Here is an 18786-nt window from a genome sequence, read left to right on the forward strand (position 1 = left end):
TCTTATTAGTAATCTGGTCTTAAAACCCCTGTTACAGTTGCCTTGGTTGCTTCGTAGTCGCCATCTACGACAACCTTGATAATGCGTTTAGCATCTTCTTCTGGTGCTGGAACAAGAGGTAGACGAGTTGGTCCAGCTTCAAATCCCATGTAGTTCAAAACTGCCTTAACTGGAGCAGGACTTGGATAAGAGAAGAGGGCATTGACCTTAGGAATGAATTTACGTTGAATAGCTGCGGCTTTCTTCATATCGCTTTCTGCAATGGCAGTAAACATCTCGTGCATTTCATCCCCATTTGTATGAGAGGCAACAGAGATAACCCCATCCGCACCAAGGTTCATGGCATGGAAAGCATCTCCATCTTCACCTGTATAGACCAAGAACTCTTCTGGCTTATGCTCAATCAAGTAAGCCATATTGGCAAGACTGGTACATTCCTTAACACCAATGATATTTGGATGGTCAGCCAAGCGAAGCATGGTTTCTGGAGTCAATTCCACAACCACACGACCTGGAATATTATAAATGATAATAGGTAAGTCAGAAGCGTCTGCAATAGCTTTAAAGTGCTGGTACATTCCTTCTTGAGAAGGTTTATTGTAGTAAGGGACGATTGCAAGTCCAGCAGCAAAGCCACCAAATTCTGCTACTTCTTTGACAAACTCGATAGAGTCACGCGTATCATTGGTACCTACACCCGCAATCAAAGGAACTCGTCCATTGACAATCTTTTGTACAGCCGCAAACAGTTCCAACTCCTCATCGTGGGTCAAGGTTGGACTCTCAGCAGTGGTCCCTGCAAGAAGAATTCCGTCAGTATGATGCGCCAACAAATGCTCAATCAAGGCTGGAATAGCATCAAAGTTGATGGAACCATCCTCGTGAAAGGGGGTAATAAAGGCTGTGATGATTTTACACTCTTTTAAATCTTTATAAGACATGAAAACACCTCTCTATTTCAAAGAAGGAGTTCATCTGAACTCCTAAATTATATGACTATTTTAATTCAAATTTCAATTCAGCTGTTGGACGAACCAATCCACGTTCGTGCAAAGTTTCAGCAATCTGAACTGAGTTCCAAGCAGCACCTTTGAGAAGGTTATCTGAAACAACCCACATGTGAATTCCTTTTTCTGCATCCAAGTCTTTACGGATACGACCAACAAAGGTATCACGTGAACCAACTGCATTGATGGCTTGCGGATAGATTTGATGAGCTACATCATCTTCAAGAACAGCGCCTGGGAAGGCTGCGATAGCTGCTTTGACTTCTTCTATTGGAGCCACTTCTTTTGTTTCGATGTAAACAGACTCAGAGTGAGCTGACAAGACTGGAATACGCACACATGTTGCAGATACTGCAATGCTATCATCTTCCATGATTTTCTTAGTTTCCTTGGTCATCTTCATCTCTTCGTATGTGTAATCATTGTCAGTGAAGACATCGATTTGTGGAAGAGCGTTAAAGGCGATAGGATAGTGTTTCTTGTCACCACCTGAAGGCAAGATTTCGGCATGCAAATCACGTGGTTTCACTCCGTCATTCAAGACCTCACGAAGCTCACGTTGTGTCTCAAGAATTGCTCCCATACCAGCACCTGAAACGGCTTGATAAGTTGAAACAATGATACGGTCCAAGCCCCATTTTTGGCGAACTGGCTCAAGAGCCACCATCATTTGGATTGTTGAACAGTTAGGGCAAGCAATAATCCCGTTGTGGGCATCAAGTGCGTGAGCATTGACCTCTGGAACAACCAAAGGAACATCTGGATTTTGACGGAAGTAAGATGTATTATCTACTACTACTGCGCCAGCTTTCACTGCGTATGGTGCATACTTAGCTGATGTAGAACCACCTGCTGAAAAGAGAGCAATATCAACTCCTTCAAAAGCAGTTTCAGTCGTTTCTTCAATCGTAATATCTTGGTCTTTAAATTTCAAAGTCTTACCTGCTGAACGTGCAGAAGCAAGTAAACGAATTTTATCAATTGGAAGTGTTGATTCTTCCAACATTTTTATCATCTGAGCACCGACAGCACCTGTCGCGCCGACTACAGCAACTGTATATCCCATAAATAACCTCTTTCGGAATTTTCTAAAAATTTCTATAATAGAAGTATTATACTACTTTTTCCATGAATTGCAAAGCTTTTTCATCATTTTTTGGAAAATAAAAAGCCCCAGTCGTTAGACCAGGGACTAAGAGGCATCTTCATGTGATGAGCAGGTTCACACAACTCATCAAGGTCCGCTCCTTCGTTATGACCTCCTTATGCTCAATAGTAGTCCGAAGACTACCTATCGACTCATCGCATCTACTATTCTACTAAAGAGAATGACTTTTGTCAACAGACGAAACTCTTTAGTTTTATTTACACAGGTGCATAAGCAGTATCTTTGAAAAATTTGGGGCAGACATAACAAAAACCCTTGTCAATCAAGGGTTTTACTGTATATTTAATGCTAATTGCCGGGATTGAACCGGCGACCTCATCCTTACCATGGATGCGCTCTGCCAACTGAGCTAAATCAGCTTACTTGAAAAGTATACTATAATCAGAAAAACTTGTCAAGTTTCCTTAGAAATTTTCTATAAGAAAAAGCCAGGTAAAGGCTACCTAGCTTGTCCTGTTCTATTTGCTTAAATCGATTCGACGACCAATTTTACCAATAATAATCGCTCCAATAATCAATGAGGCAAATTCACCGATTCCTGTTGTAAACCAAGTAAGGAAGAATGGTAATTCTGCTACAATATTTAACTCTGCAGCGATAGTAAACATGGAAATTGAAAAGAGGATTGAAAAGAAGAAATGATCTTTTCGAATCAATCCGTTAAAGAGGTAATCCTTACTATATTTTGCAAAAAGCCAAACACCTAAACTAAGGAATACTAGGGTTGATCCACCACCAACAAAGACATCTAGCAGTCCGAAGCTAAAGAAATTAGCAATCATACAACCGATGGTAACTCCGATGATGTACTTAGGATTGTAAAAAGCCATAAAGTTCATCATTTCTGAAATACGAAACTGATAAGCACCATAGCTAATGGCATTTAGGGGCGGTGTGACAGTCAAAACGACATAAATAGCAGCAACAATTGCAATGTCTACAACATCACGAATAGTTAATTTTTTCATCTTTTCTCCTTTGGCGGTTATCCGCGTGTAATATGCTTGGTGAAAGAAGCTAAGCACCAAGGGTTGCTTTATTCAACCTTACTAGTATAGCACAATAGCCTGCTTTATGCTATACTTAAAGCATGAAAAAACCTATTCAAAAATTTTTTAACAATGAAATCTTAGCCTATCTCTTTTTTGGCCTTGCAACAACTCTAGTTTCGATTCTCTCACGACTAGTCATTTATCAACTAAGTCATCAGGAACTCCTTGCTACTGCCTTAGCAAATATTATTGGTATCTTATTTGCCTTTATCACAAATGATACGATTGTATTTAAGCAAACAAGGAAGAATCGGCTTATTCGTTTAGTGAAATTTTTTCTTGCCCGCCTTTCTACTTTTCTGTTAGATTTGCTCTTTACTTTTCTGTTTGTGACTCAATTCCCTCATATCATAGGGCAATTCGTAAATGAAAACATTGATAAGATAAATGCTATTGAAACAATAATTGCACAAATACTCATTATTATCATCAATTATATCTTGAGCAAGGTCTATATTTTTAGAAAATAATGCTCCATTTATGAGCCTTTTAATTGCCTTCTATAATGATTTAGGATACAATGAAACACGAAACGTTGAAAGGAAAACAGTATGTTAAAAAATCTAAAATCATTCTTGCTTCGAGGAAATGTTATTGACCTTGCTGTCGGTGTTGTCATTGCCTCTGCTTTTGGTGCTATCGTTACTTCACTTGTAAACGACATTATCACTCCTCTTATTTTAAATCCCGCTTTGAAAGCTGCTAAAGTCGAACGTATCGCTCAACTTTCTTGGCATGGAGTCGGCTATGGTAACTTTTTAAGTGCTATTATCAATTTTATCTTTGTGGGTACCGCCCTCTTCTTTATTATCAAGGGTATTGAAAAAGCACAGAAGCTGACTGGCATAAAGGAAGAAAAAACTGCCGAAAAAAAACCAACTGAATTGGAAGTACTTCAAGAAATCAAAGCCCTTCTTGAGAAAAAATAATCGTTTAAAAGGATCTAGCACAAAGCTAAATCCTTTTTCTTTACTCTTTTGGTAATTTACCTGCTTTCTCAAGCATTTTTTTGATAAGATAAGGCATCTTAACATTCTCTCGACCTTTTTTCTCAATCAGTTTTTTCACAAATTCTGGCATTTGTAAATCTTGAGATTCAGCCAAAATATTTTTCGTCTCGTCTGAAGGAACTAACTCATCAAAGGTCTCTTCTTCTGGGAGAAATTCCTTAAACTCTTGATGTTCATTGGCTCTGACTGTATTGACCAAGGCATCAATCAAGCGAGAATCCGTATTTGGCATTGGTGGTCGATGGTAGTTCACACCCAATTCTTGACACAAGTCATAACATTCCACATCATTATCAAACAAGACCTCAATGTGCTCACTGATAAAGCTGATTGGAACAAAGATATAATGGTCTGGATGTTCTGTCTGTTCTCTGAGATATTCTAATACATCTGGCTTAATCCATGGAATCCCAATATCACTCTCACTTTGCCAAGTATTAGTATATTGTTCGGAACTCAAACCTAGTTTTTCAGCAACTAACTTGCTATTTTCAAAAATTTGGTCAATATAAGGGTCACCAAAATCCAAGGCAAAAATGGGCACACTATGGGCTGAAAAGATGACTTTAAAGCTATCCTGCTTTACTTCTTCTTTTAAAATATTAGCAATTTCATCTGCCCAATAGTTTAAGAGCGCTTCTTCCTGATACCAGTCCTTAATGACCAAAAATTGAATTTGTTTGCTTTCTAAAAATTTCTCATAACCCATGACAGAGTAAAAAGAATAATGAGGCTCCAAAATCAAGCAAATACACTGTTCAATACCGTATGCTTCCATCTGACCAATCACATCTGGAATAAAAGGTCTGGAAAATTTATTGGCAAAATAGACACTATATTCATTTCCCAGTCTAGCTTCTACCAAGGCAACTTCTTCACGAGTAATTCTTTGCAGAGGCGTGCCCCCAATTCGTACATAATTATCATAGAGAGTTTGAATTTCGTGGTCTTGAGGCCTCACTCCGCGACGAATATTTGTGAAAAAATCAGCCACACCTTCAAAGGTAATCTCTTCTGGCGAACCGAATGTCATCATTAAAATTGCTTTTTTCATAACTGCTTCCTTGTGATATTTTTATCAAATTTATTTTATCATGAATCCACTGATAAGTAAACGCTAACATAGCAACATTCACAATCTTTTGTTTTTCTCTTCTTTCTATGATACAATGGAAAAAATGAATTCAAAAGGAGTTTTTTATGACTTATCCAAATCTCTTGGACCGCTTCTTAACCTACGTTAAAGTCAACACGCGCTCTGATGAACACTCTACTACTACTCCAAGTACACAGAGTCAGGTTGACTTCGCAACCAATGTTCTGATTCCTGAAATGAAACGTGTTGGATTACAAAATGTTTATTATCTACCAAATGGTTTTGCGATTGGTACCTTGCCAGCCAATGATCCATCTTTAACACGTAAAATTGGCTTCATCTCCCACATGGATACTGCTGATTTTAATGCCGAAGGAGTCAATCCACAGGTAATTGAAAACTACGATGGTGGTGTGATTGAACTTGGAAATTCTGGTTTCAAACTCGATCCAGCTGACTTTAAGAGTCTTGAGAAATATCCAGGACAAACGCTCATTACAACCGATGGAACAACCTTGCTAGGGGCTGATGACAAGTCCGGAATTGCTGAAATTATGACAGCCATTGAATATCTGACTGCCCACCCTGAAATCAAACACTGTGAAATTCGTGTTGGTTTTGGTCCAGATGAAGAAATCGGTGTTGGTGCTAATCAATTTGATGCAGAAGATTTTGATGTGGATTTTGCCTACACAGTTGATGGTGGCCCACTAGGTGAGCTTCAATACGAGACGTTTTCAGCAGCTGGGGCTGAATTGCATTTCCAAGGACGCAATGTCCACCCTGGTACTGCCAAAGGTCAGATGGTCAACGCCCTTCAGCTAGCAATTGATTTTCACAATCAACTTCCAGAAAAGGACAGACCTGAGTTAACGGATGGTTACCAAGGTTTCTATCATCTAATGGATGTAACAGGTAGCGTTGAGGAGGCAAGTGCTAGCTACATCATTCGCGATTTTGAAAAAGATGCCTTTGCAGCGCGTAAAGCAACTATGAAGTCTATCGCTGATAAGATGAATCAAGAACTTGGGAGCGACCGTGTCACTCTCAACTTGACAGACCAGTACTACAATATGAAAGAAGTCATTGAAAAAGATATGACTCCAATTACCATTGCTAAAGCCGTTATGGAAGATCTAGGTATCACTCCTATTATCGAACCAATCCGTGGAGGGACAGACGGCTCTAAGATTTCCTTTATGGGAATCCCAACCCCTAATATCTTTGCTGGTGGCGAGAATATGCACGGTCGTTTCGAATACGTTAGCCTTCAGACTATGGAACGTGCAGTTGATACCATCATTGGTATCGTAGCTTATAAAGGCTAAAAAGACGAGGTAGCTCAGCTACTTCGCCTTTCTTTTTATTCTGCTGGTTTTTCTTAGTTTCCAGTACTTGTTGCAGATTATGCTGTTTCATTTTCTGAAGTTGATTCAGCAGGTTTAGAATCTCTTGCGTTGCTCGGTTTGTTTTCGTCGCTAGCAGTTTCACTGTTAGATTCCGTAGCTGTTGATGTTTCTGTTTCGGTACTTGTCTTATCACCATTTGCTTCAGCATTTCTTGCTGGACTTGTTTCTTCACTTGCGCTAGCTTTTGACTGGATTTGGTGATTCAAAACTAGAATAGCTTTTGTCAATTCAAGTAAAGCTGCTTTGTCTTTACTCTTAGCAGAAAGTTGATCTAGTAATGCATCCACTTTATCAAAGTCCGCATCAGATCCATTATTACTTTCTAAATAAGAGTGAAGCGATATGAGAATATCGTAGAGTTTTTGATAGAGTACAAGTGTCTGAGGATCTTGCTCTGCATTTTCCTTTTCTTGTTGAAGGGCACTAGCGATACGAGTCAAGACATCTTTTACCTGGCTGTTTACTTCATCCAAGTCTGCATCAGCCTTGTTTGTAGCAGCTTTGAGATTTTCTACTTCTTCTGCCAAGGATTGTCTGATTCCTTCTTCTTGGATTTGCTCCAAGAGTTGAGTTGCCTTGTTCAAGAGGCTTTCTACTTCTTCCTTGCTAACATGATTGACATGCTCTTCTTTTTTAAGATCAGGATAAAGATCTTTCAAAAATTCATAAATCGCTTGCTTAGCAGATTGGTTATCAACTTTTTCTTTATCTAAAACTGTTTCATTTACTTTTGCAGTAGCTGGCTGATTTTTCAAAGCCTCTTCTACTTCTTGTTTTGTTTGGTAAATGCTTGGGAACAGTTTATTCAAGTCCACAGCCTTACGGAAGGATTGGGATTGATATAAAGTAAAAGTCAAATTAGCTACTTTATTACGAAGCTCATCACTTAAACGACCATCATTTACATGCTCATAGAAGTACTTGATGTATTCCACTGTTGTATCACCAGTACGATCATTAAAGTCTTGAAGAGCTTGAAGTTGTGATTCAACCGCTGCTAAACCAGCCTCATCTTTAGCCAACTTAGCCTCTTGGAGTCGAACGAGAAGGTCTTTCTTAGGAAGCCCATAAGAGTCTGTATCCAAGGTATTGATTTTATCAATCAAGGCCTGATATTTCTTATCTAAAGCACTTGTTTCAACAGGTTTGACACTTTCATCAATATGGATATATTGCTTATCAAAGAGATCAAGTGTCGCAAGATAACCTGCTGTAGAGTTAGTTGCTAGTTTCTTCATATTTTCAGTAAACTGTCCTAAGGCTAACTCAATCTGTCTTTGTTTGATTGGTTGATTTTGATAGATCGTTCTACTTTCAGCTAGAAGTTGATCTACTTTTGCCAAGACTGCCTTTTCATCAAAAGCTCCAGGTTGGTAGTTAGATTGAAGGGCTGGAATCTTGTTTTTCAAGGCTACTTCATAGCCCTTAGTTTGAACCTTGATGTAGTGATTGTGGTCTCCATGAGGGATCACAAAACTGCCGTTTTCAACCTGCAAACGATAAGGTGATACGCGATCACGTAAGGCAGTCGTATAAAGTTCATTTAGGAAATCAAGTTCAGGATTTCCAGTTTGGAGTGGAAGTCGAACGTGTTCCTTACGAACAGCATAGGGATGGATATGAGTTGGATCGTAGGCTTGGTCAGGATTATTAAATACAAAGAAACCTTTTGAAATTCTAATAGCTTCAAGTGGAACCCCATAGGTCTTAGAAATATAAGCTATTTTTTCTTCATCACTAGCATCTTTAGAGAATGATTCAACAGATTTTGCAAGTGGTTGAACAGGCTCTGCATCATGATGTGTTTTCAAATGTTCCTGAGCTTCCTTAATTTGATCAGCTGTCAAATCCTTCTTGAAGAAGTAATGATTGTGGTCTCCGTGACTCATGACAAATCCTTGATCATCCTCACTAATGACACGATCGGCATCAAAACCGTGATCGTGATCTTCACCATGATGGTGGTCATGCTCATCGCCATCGTGATCGTCATCATGAGCTGGATTTGGTGTTGCTGTATTTGCCCCTTTCAAGTGGTCTTGCGCTGCCTTAATTTGGTCTGCTGTCAAATCTTTCTTGAAGAAGTAATGATTGTGATTACCATGAGTCATGATAAATCCTGATTCATCTTCAGCGATAATACGATTAGCATCAAAGCCGTGTCCATCTTCTTCATGTTCCTCATGTGAAATTCCTGGATTGATTGGAAGAGATGGAGAAGGTGTTGCTAGACCATTGTTTGGAAGAGTCGGTTGTCCAATTTGATTCGACTTAGGAATGTAATGTAAATGATCACCATGTCTTACAATATAAGCTGTGGCTGTTTCTTCGACAATATCTTTAGGATTAAAGATATAACCATCAGATGTTGAAGAGATAGGCTTATTTGTAAGTAATGAGGCACTATTCAAAGTAGATGGACTGCTTGAAAGACTTCCAAGACTAGACGCTACTTCATTAGGTTTTTCATTTGTAGAACCAGTTCCACCGATAGGCACCATTCTAGCAATCTTTTCTTCTAAAGCGGAAAGTTTGCTGTAAGGAATAAAGTGGTAATGGTCGCCATGCGGAATCGCAACTCCATTTGGCGTACGGCTGATAATCTTAGCAGGGTCAAAAACCAGACCGTCTGATTCACTGTAACGTTGGTCACTAGGTGAATCATAGAGTTCCTTCAAAAGACTCTGGAGATTTTCAGCTTTATTTGCTGGCTTGCTAGTTGATCCTTGTGCTACAGATTGCGTGTTATTGTCACTAGCTGCTGAAGAATAGCTTAACTGACTCGGTTGCGTATTTTTCCCAGCCAGATGAGCTTTAGCAGCAGCTAACTCACTAGCAGACAAATCACTTTTTGGAATGTAGTGATAGTGACCTCCGTGAGGAACGATATAAGCATCTCCCGTATCTTCGATAATATCAGCTGGATTAAAGACATAACCATCATCTGTCGTATAACGTCCCTGAGACCTTGCTACAGCAACATCAGCACTGACCTTCTCATTATCTTTGACGTGTTCTTGTTTTTGACGATTGATTTCATCTTTGGTTCGAACATTATCAGCATGAGCTGCATCTTTCAGGTAAACATAATATTTTCCATCGACCTTGATGATATAACCACCCTTGACCTCATTGACAATATCTCCATCCTTAAGTTGGTAGTTTGGATCCTTCATCAAAAGTTCTTCACTAAAGAGGGCATCATAAGGAACTTTCCCATTATAGTAATGATAGTGGTCACCGTGTGACGTCACATAGCCCTGATCTGTAATTTTGATGACAATTTGCTCAGCCTGAATTCCTTCTTTCTGGCTAACCTGATCTGGTGTCAAGTTTTCACTTTTCTGACTTGACTGGCTACCATCCACATAAGAGACACGCTTATTGTCCTTATTTTCCTGCGAACGATGCTGGTTCAGTGCATATGCACATAGACTCAAGGATACGATAACAGCTGATCCAGCTGCAATATACTTTTTACTGAATTTCATAAATCCCTCATTTCAATAAATGATGAAGCTTTTTCTCAACTTCTTTTTCTCGGTTAAACAGTTTTTCTAAACCGGTTATTTAACCATTTAATTAACCAGTAAATAGTTTACCTTTTTTAAGTTTATCTGTCAAGATTTTTATATCATTTAAAAAAATAAAAGCCAGTATTACTACTGACTCTTACATTATATCGATTTAATAGGATAAACTTATGCTTCTGGCTTCGTCTCAATTGACTCACTACCTTTTAACAAAGCAAGTAATTTTTCTGCCTCTGTCATGATGTCATTATTATCCATGGTTTGCAGGCTCAAGTTACCTCGTAAACTAGCCAGGGTTTCAGTCGCAGTAGCTTTCAGACTAGCATCCGTTACTTTATCAAGTAAAGTTTCTACTTCTTTGAGTTTAGCTTCTACTTTTGCAGTCTCTACTTGATGGACTTCTGGCTCTTCTGTAGTATCTTCAGCTTCTTCCTCTGTCTCGTCTTCATCAGTGCTCGGTTTATAAAGATTATCTGCTGAAGGATTTAAACCAGCGTGATTCTCTTTTTCATCAGATTCAGGGCGAGTTGGCTCACTTACTTCATCATGTTCCTTATTTTCATCAGGTTTACCGTCTTGGTCTGCCTTATTTTTACGAACATGGTCGCTAGCATTACCCCAACCATTATCTGAATGAGGACGTTGGTCCGGATGTTCAACGTAGTATTTTACAGTCGCAAATAAATCTTCTAAGGTATAACCCTCAGGTGCCTTATAGAGTCCTTCGTCAAACCATGCAAACTTAAGATTATGATAGTGATCAAAGTGAGGAATTATAAAGTAACCATTCTGTACAGCTACAGTATACTGTAAATGATTTGGTATTTTTTCTAATGGTACCTTGTTCTCAGCTTTTACGCGGTTATAGATAGCTTCTGTCCCTGTTGCCTCTGGTTTTGCTTCAGTAGAATTTGGAGCTTGTAAGCCTTTTTCTTTAGCATAAGCCTGAGCTGCTGCCCTTTCAGCTTCAGATAAGCTGTCTTTTTTAATCCAGTGGCTATGGTTCAAGTGTGGAGTGACGTAGGCATTTCCTGCATCACTTTCAATATCATGTTCGTCAAAAATGTAGCCATCTGAGGTTGTATATTTACCTGCTAATTTCGCTAATTTAATTTCATCGTTTGTATAGGCAATTTGAGCATTTGGTTTGCCAAGGCGTTCTGGGTGGGTAATTGGTGCTAGAAATGCCAATAAATCATCTACCAATTTTACTTTATTATTAGAAGATTCATTATTCAAGCGTTCTGCTAATTTGTCTAAGGCTTGGAAATCAACAGCACGCCCCTTATTTTCAGACAAGGCTTTATGAGCCTGGGTTAACAGATTATAAGCTTTATCATAAAATTCTTTGTCACGAGAAGAGACGTTTTCTTTCTTCGCAACTAGAGCATGTGTCTCTTGAGTTTTCTTAGACAAGAGATTTTCAATAGCATCAATCTTATCCTTAGCCAAGTCTTTAGCAAAAACATAGTGACTGACACCAGCAATTTCCACAACATATCCTTTTCCAACTTTTCTAACAACCTGTTCTACTGCAAAATTAGTTTGTTTTTTCTCAGTTGACGGTTGAGCTTGCGGTTTTGGTGCTGGTTTCAAATAATGCATTCCTGGCAAGACTATACCATTTTGTCCTTTTAACGGAATCATGCTTGCAATCCTCTGCTCTAAATCAGACATTTGTGAATAAGGGATAAAGTGATAATGATTTCCGTGAGGCACAGCAACACCATTTGCTGTACGATCTGTTATTTGTGCTGGGTCGAATACCAAGCCATCCGATTCCACATGTCGTTCTGACAAAGGTTTGGCATACAATTCACGTAAAAGGCTTGAAATATCTTCCCCTTGATTCTGATGATAAGTTGGAGTGACAGTTAGATTGTGGTTCTCTGACAAGCTTGGTTGAGCTGGATTTGCATTATGACTAAAACTTGAAGAAGGACGAGACCCCTGCTTCCCATTCCAATAGGCTTGGGCTGCAGCCAATTCCCCTGCAGACAAAGCGCCTTTTGGTATATAGTGGAAATGATTGCCATGCGGTACAATAAAAGCGTCTCCTGTATCTTCAATCACATCTGTCGGACTAAAGACATACCCATCATCCGTTGTATAGGCGCCTCCAGTTGATCTATTCGGTGCTTGCGTATTGAGATTAAAGTTTGGTTTAATGGTTGAACTTAGTTTATCTGTACTGCTTGGTTTCGTATTATCAGAATGCTTTTGAACTGGCTGACCTCCAATTGGTAGATTTCGAGCCAATTTTTCTTCCAAAGCAGACATTTGTGAATACGGAATGAAATGGAAATGATCCCCATGAGGAACTGCGACCCCATTTGCAGTACGTTTTATAATTTGTGCTGGGTCAAATACCAATCCATCAGACTCCACATGACGTTGGCTAAGTGGCAAAGCGTACAATTCTTGAAGGAGACTAGCTAAATCCTCACTTTGACTTTCAGAATCTGTTGCAGGATTTTGAGGTGTCTCAGATTGACTCGTTCTCACACTAGATCTTGTTTCTCCCCTGCTAGAACGATATTCAACCGTACTTAATTGACCGCCTTTTCCAGATAAGAAGGCTTGGGCAGCAGCTAATTCACTAGCAGACAAGTCACTCTTAGGAATATAGTGGAAGTGATTACCATGAGGAACGATATAGGCATCACCTGTATCTTCTATAATATCAGAGGCATTAAAGATATAACCATCATCCGTTGTATAGCGCCCTTGAGCTCTGGCTACAGCAACAGCATTATCTGTGCTTGAATTATGATTATGACTGTGTTCTTGCTTCTGACGTTTAATCTCTTCTTTTGTCCGAATATTGTCAGCATGGGCGGCATCCTTGAGGTAAACATAGTATTTCCCGTCTACCTTAATGACATAACCACCCTTGATTTCATTGACAATGTCTGAATCCTTCAACTGATAATTCGGATCTTTCATCAGCAGTTCTTCACTGATGATAGCATCATAAGGAACCTTCCCATTATAGTAATGATAATGGTCTCCATGAGAGGTCACATAACCTTGATCCGTAATCTTGATGACAATTTGTTCGGCATTGATTCCCTCTCTCTTACTGACTTCATCTGGTGTCAAGTTCTCTGCCTTTTGACCAGCCTGATCACCGTCTATATAAGCAACTCGATTAGACTCTTTCTTAGCCTGACCAGCCTGATACCGTCCAAGCTCATAGGAACAAACACTTAGGGCAAGAACTGCCACTGAACCTGCTACATATTTTTTATTGATTTTCATTCTTTCCTCACTTTAATTCTTCTGCTAGAACACTCATATTTTCTTCCAGATTTTCTAAATAGGTCTTGTCATTTTGTGGGTCTGCCTCTAAAGGATTCAGAGTTTTAAGACCCACACCTGTTGATTTGACAAGAGTTTCAGCTACTTTTGAAGAAGCATTACTTTCTGTAAAAATCGTTTTAACCTTATAGGTCTTAACAAATTCCTGAATTTCTGTTAGTTGTCTTGGACTTGGTTCTTGTTCAGGAGAGATACCTGCAATACCAAGTTGATTAAGTCCAAATCTCTTCGCTAGATAAGAAAAGGCTGTATGTTGTGTTACAAAGGTTTTCTGAGTCGCTTTTTCAAATTTAGGCTGGAATTTCTTAGTTAGTTCTTGAGCTTTTTTGATAAAGGCTTGCGCATTTTTCTGGTAAGTTTCTTTATGCTCACTATCCACCTCTGAAAGTTTATCAGCGATAATCTGGGCTTCTTCGCCAGCTTTTTCAGGATCTAGCCAAGTGTGAGGGTCATAGAGCGTTTTTTCATCAACTCCATCCCCTGCTTCCACATCTTCTAGCCCAGGGACGCGGTCTAAAGTCATTCCCTCAGAAGCCTCTAAAACTTTCACTTTGGATTTTTTTAGATTTGGATCCAGACTTCCTGCCCAAGATTCTAGCGTATGAGAATGGTAAACAAAGACATCTGCATCATAGATGGCCGCGATGTCATTTGCTGAAGGTTCAAAGGAGTGAATCCCACTACTTGACTGAATCATCCGAACATCATTCAAGTCACCAGATACTTCCTTAACCATAGCGTAGATAGGATAAAAACTGGTCACAATTTTCATCCCCTTTCCTGTCTGGCTTTCCTTTTGACCACAGGCTCCCAGCAATAAAAGAAAAACACTTAACAAGACTAAAAATAAATTTTGTTTCTTCATGAACAACTCCTTAACCGTTTAATTAACTAGTAAACATTCTACTCCTAAAAATTTAATCTGTCAAGATATTTTTAGAAAAAATTTGAAATTTCTTTCACATATAAAAATCTGCTGAGTTTCAACAACTCAACAGATTCTCACTTTATTCTTCTATGGTAGAATGCTTATAACCATAAGTAAAGTAAATAAAACTTCCTACTAACAATGCAACTAGGAAAGCAATCCAAGTTTCCATATTATACTGCAACATAAAGGATAAACAAATGATGATTGATAAAATTGGTAACAGGGGTACCAAGGGTGTTTTAAATTCCCCAGCTTTTGGCATCCCTTTTTCTTTCCGTAAGCGAATCAGACCATAAGCCAGCATAATCAAGTAGGCTAAGGTACAAATGTTTAAGAAGGCTGCAATACTAGCTAGTGGGAAGATTCCTGCTGCTACTGCTGAAGCTAGACCGGTTAAGATAGTCGCATTTTTAGGTACCTTGCTTGTTTTGGTCAGTTCTTTAAAGGCGGCAGGCATTAAGCCATCGCGTGCTAAACTGTAAATCATCCGCGATAGGGCATAGGTCATCGAAATACAAACTGTAATCAAGGTCAAGATAGCCACCAATGACACATAGTTGGCTGCCCAACTAATCCCAACACTACGAAGGGCAAAGGCAACGGCATCATCGACATTTAGATGACTATAGTGAACCACACCAGTCAAGACAAGCGTCACCAAGGCATAAAGAATGGTTACGATAGAAAGCGATAAGACAATCCCTCTAGGAATATTTTTTTGAGGAGTCTTGACCTCATCTACAGCCATAGAGATGGATTCAAATCCCAAAAAACCGAAGAACATCAAGGACGCACCAGCCATAATACCAGTACTAGCGCCATAGATTTGTCCAAAACCATAAGGAGCAAAATTACTCCAGTTATCAAGTTTGATATGCCAAATTCCTACTAAAACAAAGAGAGCTAAAGCGGAAAATTTCAAAATGACTAGAATCGAATTAAAGCGTAAGGCTGCCTTGGCATTTAGTAAAACAAGCGAAGTCACCAGAACCAAGACAAGAATAGGCAATAAATCAACAAATGTCCCTGCTTGAGGATTAAAGGTACCATTTAAAGCCTGAGGAAGGGCTATCCCGTATTGAGAGAGCAACCCTTTAAAATAAGCTGCCCAACCCGAAGCCACACCAGATATAGCTGTCATGAATTCCATCATGGTTAACCAGCCAGCCAACCAAGCTGGAAATTCTCCTAAAATAGCATAGAGATAACTGTAGGCACCACCTGTAGCGGGTACTCGTGAAGCAAATTCTGCAAAAAAGAGGGCTGATAATCCTACACACAAGGCAGAAATGACGATTGAAATCACTAGGGCTGGGCCAGCAAGTGTAGCAGCTGCAGTACCTGTAATTGTAAAGACACCTGTCCCTACCATGGCTCCGATACCCAGCAAAATCAGATCCCATAACTTCAAATGCCTGTGCATCTCTGTTTTATCCAAACTAACGTTCTTTGTTCTAAATATATTCATCTTTGACTCCAAAATAAACTGATGATTCTATTTTACCATAAATATAGGAGATTTGTGAATATTTATAAAATGTTTTTCTAAAAAATCTGACTACTCTCTTGTAATCAGATTTTTATCTATTCTAGTTCATTTCTTTAAAGGCTGCTTCTGCATCCGCATTACTGATAACACCAAATTGAATCTTTCCAATCTTCCCTTGGCTATCAATTAGGTATTCTGTAGGAATACTTCGAATTTGATAAGCTTGGAAGGTTGTGGCCTTGGTATCATAAAGAACAGGGATATCCTTATAACCTTGATCTTGGAACCATTGTGGGAATTGCTCAACAGTTTTTTCACCTTGAATTCCTGGTGCAATGACACTAAGAATTTCGAAATCACGATCTGGTTTCGCAGCTAATTCCATCAACTCAGGCATACTTTTCTTACATGGACCACACCATGACGCCCAAAACTTCAAGTAAACCTTTTTACCCTTAAAATCAGATAACTTAACTTCTTTGCCATCCATGGATTGTAAGGTAAAGTCTGGAGCATCTTTTCCAACAGCGATTTGTTGTACAGTCGTTTCTTGTTTTGGCTGTTGTGGGGCTTGAGTTTTTTTAGTCTCTTCCTCACCACAGGCCATCAATACAACTAATGACAAGAGGCTTAAGCCAGCAAACATTACTTTTTTCATCTTTTTCTCCTTTATTCAAAAATTCCAGCTAGAACATTTACTTGTCCTAATAGTAACAAAATTCCCATTAAAATAATGAGGAAACCACCAATTTTCTTTAGTAGCATCATATGACGTTTAATTTTACTAAAATAAGGCATTACTACACCTGAAGCTAGGGCCAAAACCAAGAAAGGAATGGCCATGCCCAGAGTGTAAATGAGAGTATAGATGGCTCCTTGCCAAGCGCCATTGCCTCCCGAAGCCGCAAGTGCTAAAACAGAACTCAAAACTGGACCGATACAAGGCGTCCAACCGAAGCTAAAGGTAATACCGAGTAAAAATGCTGACCAATAACGATTGGCTTCTGATTTCTTAAAAGTAAAGCTTTTTTGAACCTCTAATTTCTTAAAATGAAAAATTTCCATCTGGTGAAGACCCAAAATGATAATAATAGCTCCCATAACATATCGAAACCAATTGGCATAGAGAATATGACCAAAGTAACCAGCACCAAAGCCTAGAATAAAGAAAATGAGAGAGATACCTGCTATAAAGCAAAGTGTTCGAATCAAGCCTGACCAGAGAACCTTTCTCCCAAATAAAGAAAAGCTTTTTGCACTTTCCTGATCATCCAATAAAATTCCAGCATAGACTGGCAGAAGAGGAAAAATACAGGGAGAAAAGAAGGACAAGACCCCTGCTAAAAAAACGGAAATTGAAAATACTATCGTTTCCAATAAAGAACCAACTTTCTTAAGATTTCTAATCCTATTTTACTATATTCAATTTAATTTGTATGCTTTCTGCTACGCAAAATCGTATCGGGAACTATTGGACTAATCTTTTCTTTTGCTAGTCAAGGTGGATTTTATCCCCCCAAATAGCCAAAAAGCAACGACAAGGGTTACTCGTCGCTGCTTTTGTGAACGGAAACGTCTTTTAGATTTGACATTTCATAACTCATGTTTTACTTGAGTTTGGCAAGGATTGCTTTAAGCTCCTCTACTAGTTTAGCTTCTGTCTCTGCTGAGCCATTTTCTTCTTTCACGAAATCAAGGGTTTCTTGGAGAAGGTTTTTGGCTTTGGCAAGGACTTTTTTATCTACTTTTTCTGCATCTAGCTGTCCGAGAACCTTGGCCAATTCCGTGCTTAACTGCTGGATTTCTGACTCTTTCTTACGACGAACTAACCAGAAGGAAATTACGCCTAGAAGGGCGAGTAGACTGACCACAATCACTCCTGCTGGAACTGAGTTTGTTTCAGTCATCTTATCTGAATCCTTACTATCTTCCGTTCCTTGTTTGGCATCTTTCTTGTCCTGTGCAGGCTTGCTGTCGCTAGCATTTGCTTTCACATCTTTGAGAGAGTCCAAGGCAGCCTTCACAGACTCTACTGCAGTACGCAGACCTTGCTCTGTCAAGGCACTATCTTCCAGAGCTTTTTGAGCATCTAGGAGGACAGCCTTGGCTGCATCGATTTTCGGATCAGATACTGTTGCCAGAGCTTTCAAGCGTTGGTCTAACTCTTGAGTCAAGGCACGAAGTTCAGACTTGTCAACTTGCTCTTGAGCTGGAGCTTGCGTGCTCGTTGAGCTAGATGAAGGACTTGCTGCCACTCTAGGAGCTTGAGTCGGAGCTGAACTTGAAACTGGGGCAGGACTTGCAGGTTGACTCGGAGCAGTTGGTTGTGACGGTTGTGGAGCTGGCTCAGATGGGGCTGTTGGAGTCTCAGTAGCTCCTTGGTCTGGCTGAGTAGGGGTAGAAGGTTGCGGTTGAGGCGTAGGAAGTGGACGTGGAGATGGTAGTGGATTGATGTTCTTGATAGCATCGATTCCTGCCACTTTTGCCTGTTCTACATCCTTATTCGTTACACCCTTGTCCACCGCAATCTTAGCATCCTTAGCTTCTTGATCCACCTGTTGCAATGCTCTTGACTTGTCCTCAGTTGTCAAATCAAAACGATTCGAAATTTCTGTTTTCTTAGCAAATGCAGCAGCATTGATTGCTTCTACAGCTGCGGCTTTGTTACTTTTCGCTTTGGTTGCTGCTGCTTGGATATTACTTATTCCTTTATCTTTTGCAGCTGTTACTTTAGCGTCCGTATCCGTATCAGCCTTATTGATTTCATTTC

14 protein-coding genes, 1 tRNA gene, 2 pseudogenes and 1 riboswitch are annotated in these 18786 nt (G+C 39.5%); of the genes and pseudogenes, 3 read left to right on the plus strand and 14 right to left on the minus strand.

Annotation, left to right across the window (positions count from 1 at the left end; translation table 11 throughout):
* Positions 1-5: 5 nt before the first annotated feature.
* The 4 genes from dapA to OVN23_RS05890 form a co-directional block, all read right to left on the minus strand.
* Entirely contained in the window at positions 6-941 is a 936-nt protein-coding gene (dapA, locus tag OVN23_RS05875) for a 4-hydroxy-tetrahydrodipicolinate synthase (RefSeq protein WP_112443646.1), read from the minus strand.
* A gap of 55 nt (positions 942-996) precedes the next feature.
* The gene (locus tag OVN23_RS05880; RefSeq protein WP_000542462.1) at positions 997-2073 is read right to left on the minus strand and encodes an aspartate-semialdehyde dehydrogenase; all 1077 of its coding nucleotides are present in this window, start codon (positions 2071-2073) and stop codon (positions 997-999) included.
* Between the two features lie 388 nt (positions 2074-2461).
* Positions 2462-2534, minus strand: a tRNA-Thr gene (locus OVN23_RS05885).
* A gap of 99 nt (positions 2535-2633) precedes the next feature.
* A complete protein-coding gene (locus OVN23_RS05890) occupies positions 2634-3143 on the minus strand; it encodes a QueT transporter family protein (protein ID WP_267240804.1) in 510 nt (169 codons plus the stop codon).
* Positions 3141-3237: riboswitch (PreQ1 riboswitch) on the minus strand. It overlaps the preceding gene by 3 nt.
* 28 nt (positions 3238-3265) lie before the next feature.
* Between OVN23_RS05890 and OVN23_RS05895 the strand changes: the two genes are divergently transcribed.
* Both OVN23_RS05895 and mscL read left to right on the plus strand, forming a co-directional pair.
* Positions 3266-3697, plus strand: coding sequence for a GtrA family protein (locus tag OVN23_RS05895; RefSeq protein ID WP_173218339.1), 432 nt, complete (start codon positions 3266-3268; stop codon positions 3695-3697).
* A gap of 81 nt (positions 3698-3778) precedes the next feature.
* Complete coding sequence (gene mscL / locus OVN23_RS05900) at positions 3779-4156, plus strand: large conductance mechanosensitive channel protein MscL (protein ID WP_000916790.1); 378 nt, start codon at positions 3779-3781, stop codon at positions 4154-4156.
* 40 nt (positions 4157-4196) lie between these two features.
* Here mscL and hemH read toward each other — a convergent pair whose 3' ends face one another.
* Positions 4197-5291, minus strand: a complete 1095-nt coding sequence (gene hemH / locus OVN23_RS05905; RefSeq protein ID WP_166736674.1) for a ferrochelatase — start codon at positions 5289-5291, stop codon at positions 4197-4199.
* A 146-nt stretch (positions 5292-5437) separates the two neighbouring features.
* Here hemH and pepT point away from each other — a divergent pair, with 146 nt between their 5' ends.
* On the plus strand, positions 5438-6661 hold the full coding sequence (pepT, locus tag OVN23_RS05910) for a peptidase T (RefSeq protein ID WP_166736673.1): 1224 nt from the start codon (positions 5438-5440) through the stop codon (positions 6659-6661).
* 77 nt (positions 6662-6738) lie between these two features.
* Here the strand turns inward: pepT and OVN23_RS10325 are convergent, their stop codons facing one another.
* The 9 genes and pseudogenes from OVN23_RS10325 to OVN23_RS10330 form a co-directional block, all read right to left on the minus strand.
* Entirely contained in the window at positions 6739-10233 is a 3495-nt protein-coding gene (locus OVN23_RS10325; protein WP_173218337.1) for a pneumococcal-type histidine triad protein, read from the minus strand.
* A 210-nt stretch (positions 10234-10443) separates the two neighbouring features.
* Entirely contained in the window at positions 10444-13536 is a 3093-nt protein-coding gene (locus tag OVN23_RS05925; protein ID WP_267240805.1) for a pneumococcal-type histidine triad protein, read from the minus strand.
* A 7-nt stretch (positions 13537-13543) separates the two neighbouring features.
* Complete coding sequence (gene adcAII / locus OVN23_RS05930; RefSeq protein WP_267240806.1) at positions 13544-14461, minus strand: zinc-binding lipoprotein AdcAII; 918 nt, start codon at positions 14459-14461, stop codon at positions 13544-13546.
* Positions 14462-14603: 142 nt separating this feature from the next.
* Positions 14604-15995: an APC family permease gene (locus OVN23_RS05935; RefSeq protein ID WP_267240807.1), complete on the minus strand. Its 1392-nt coding sequence runs from the start codon at positions 15993-15995 to the stop codon at positions 14604-14606.
* 121 nt (positions 15996-16116) lie between these two features.
* Positions 16117-16674: a thiol-disulfide oxidoreductase-associated lipoprotein SdbB gene (sdbB, locus tag OVN23_RS05940; protein ID WP_267240808.1), complete on the minus strand. Its 558-nt coding sequence runs from the start codon at positions 16672-16674 to the stop codon at positions 16117-16119.
* Positions 16675-16685: 11 nt separating this feature from the next.
* Positions 16686-17393, minus strand: a complete 708-nt coding sequence (ccdA2, locus tag OVN23_RS05945) for a thiol-disulfide oxidoreductase-associated membrane protein CcdA2 (RefSeq protein WP_267240809.1) — start codon at positions 17391-17393, stop codon at positions 16686-16688.
* A gap of 230 nt (positions 17394-17623) precedes the next feature.
* Positions 17624-18040, minus strand: coding sequence for a hypothetical protein (locus OVN23_RS05950; RefSeq protein WP_267240811.1), 417 nt, complete (start codon positions 18038-18040; stop codon positions 17624-17626).
* A 27-nt stretch (positions 18041-18067) separates the two neighbouring features.
* Positions 18068-18271 (minus strand): annotated as a pseudogene (locus OVN23_RS05955) (hypothetical protein); the annotation flags it as partial.
* Positions 18272-18517: 246 nt separating this feature from the next.
* Positions 18518-18778, minus strand: a pseudogene (locus OVN23_RS10330) (DUF1542 domain-containing protein); the annotation flags it as partial.
* Positions 18779-18786 lie beyond the last annotated feature (8 nt).

It is taken from the genome of Streptococcus sp. Marseille-Q6488 (assembly GCF_946902925.1).
Lineage (GTDB): Bacteria > Bacillota > Bacilli > Lactobacillales > Streptococcaceae > Streptococcus.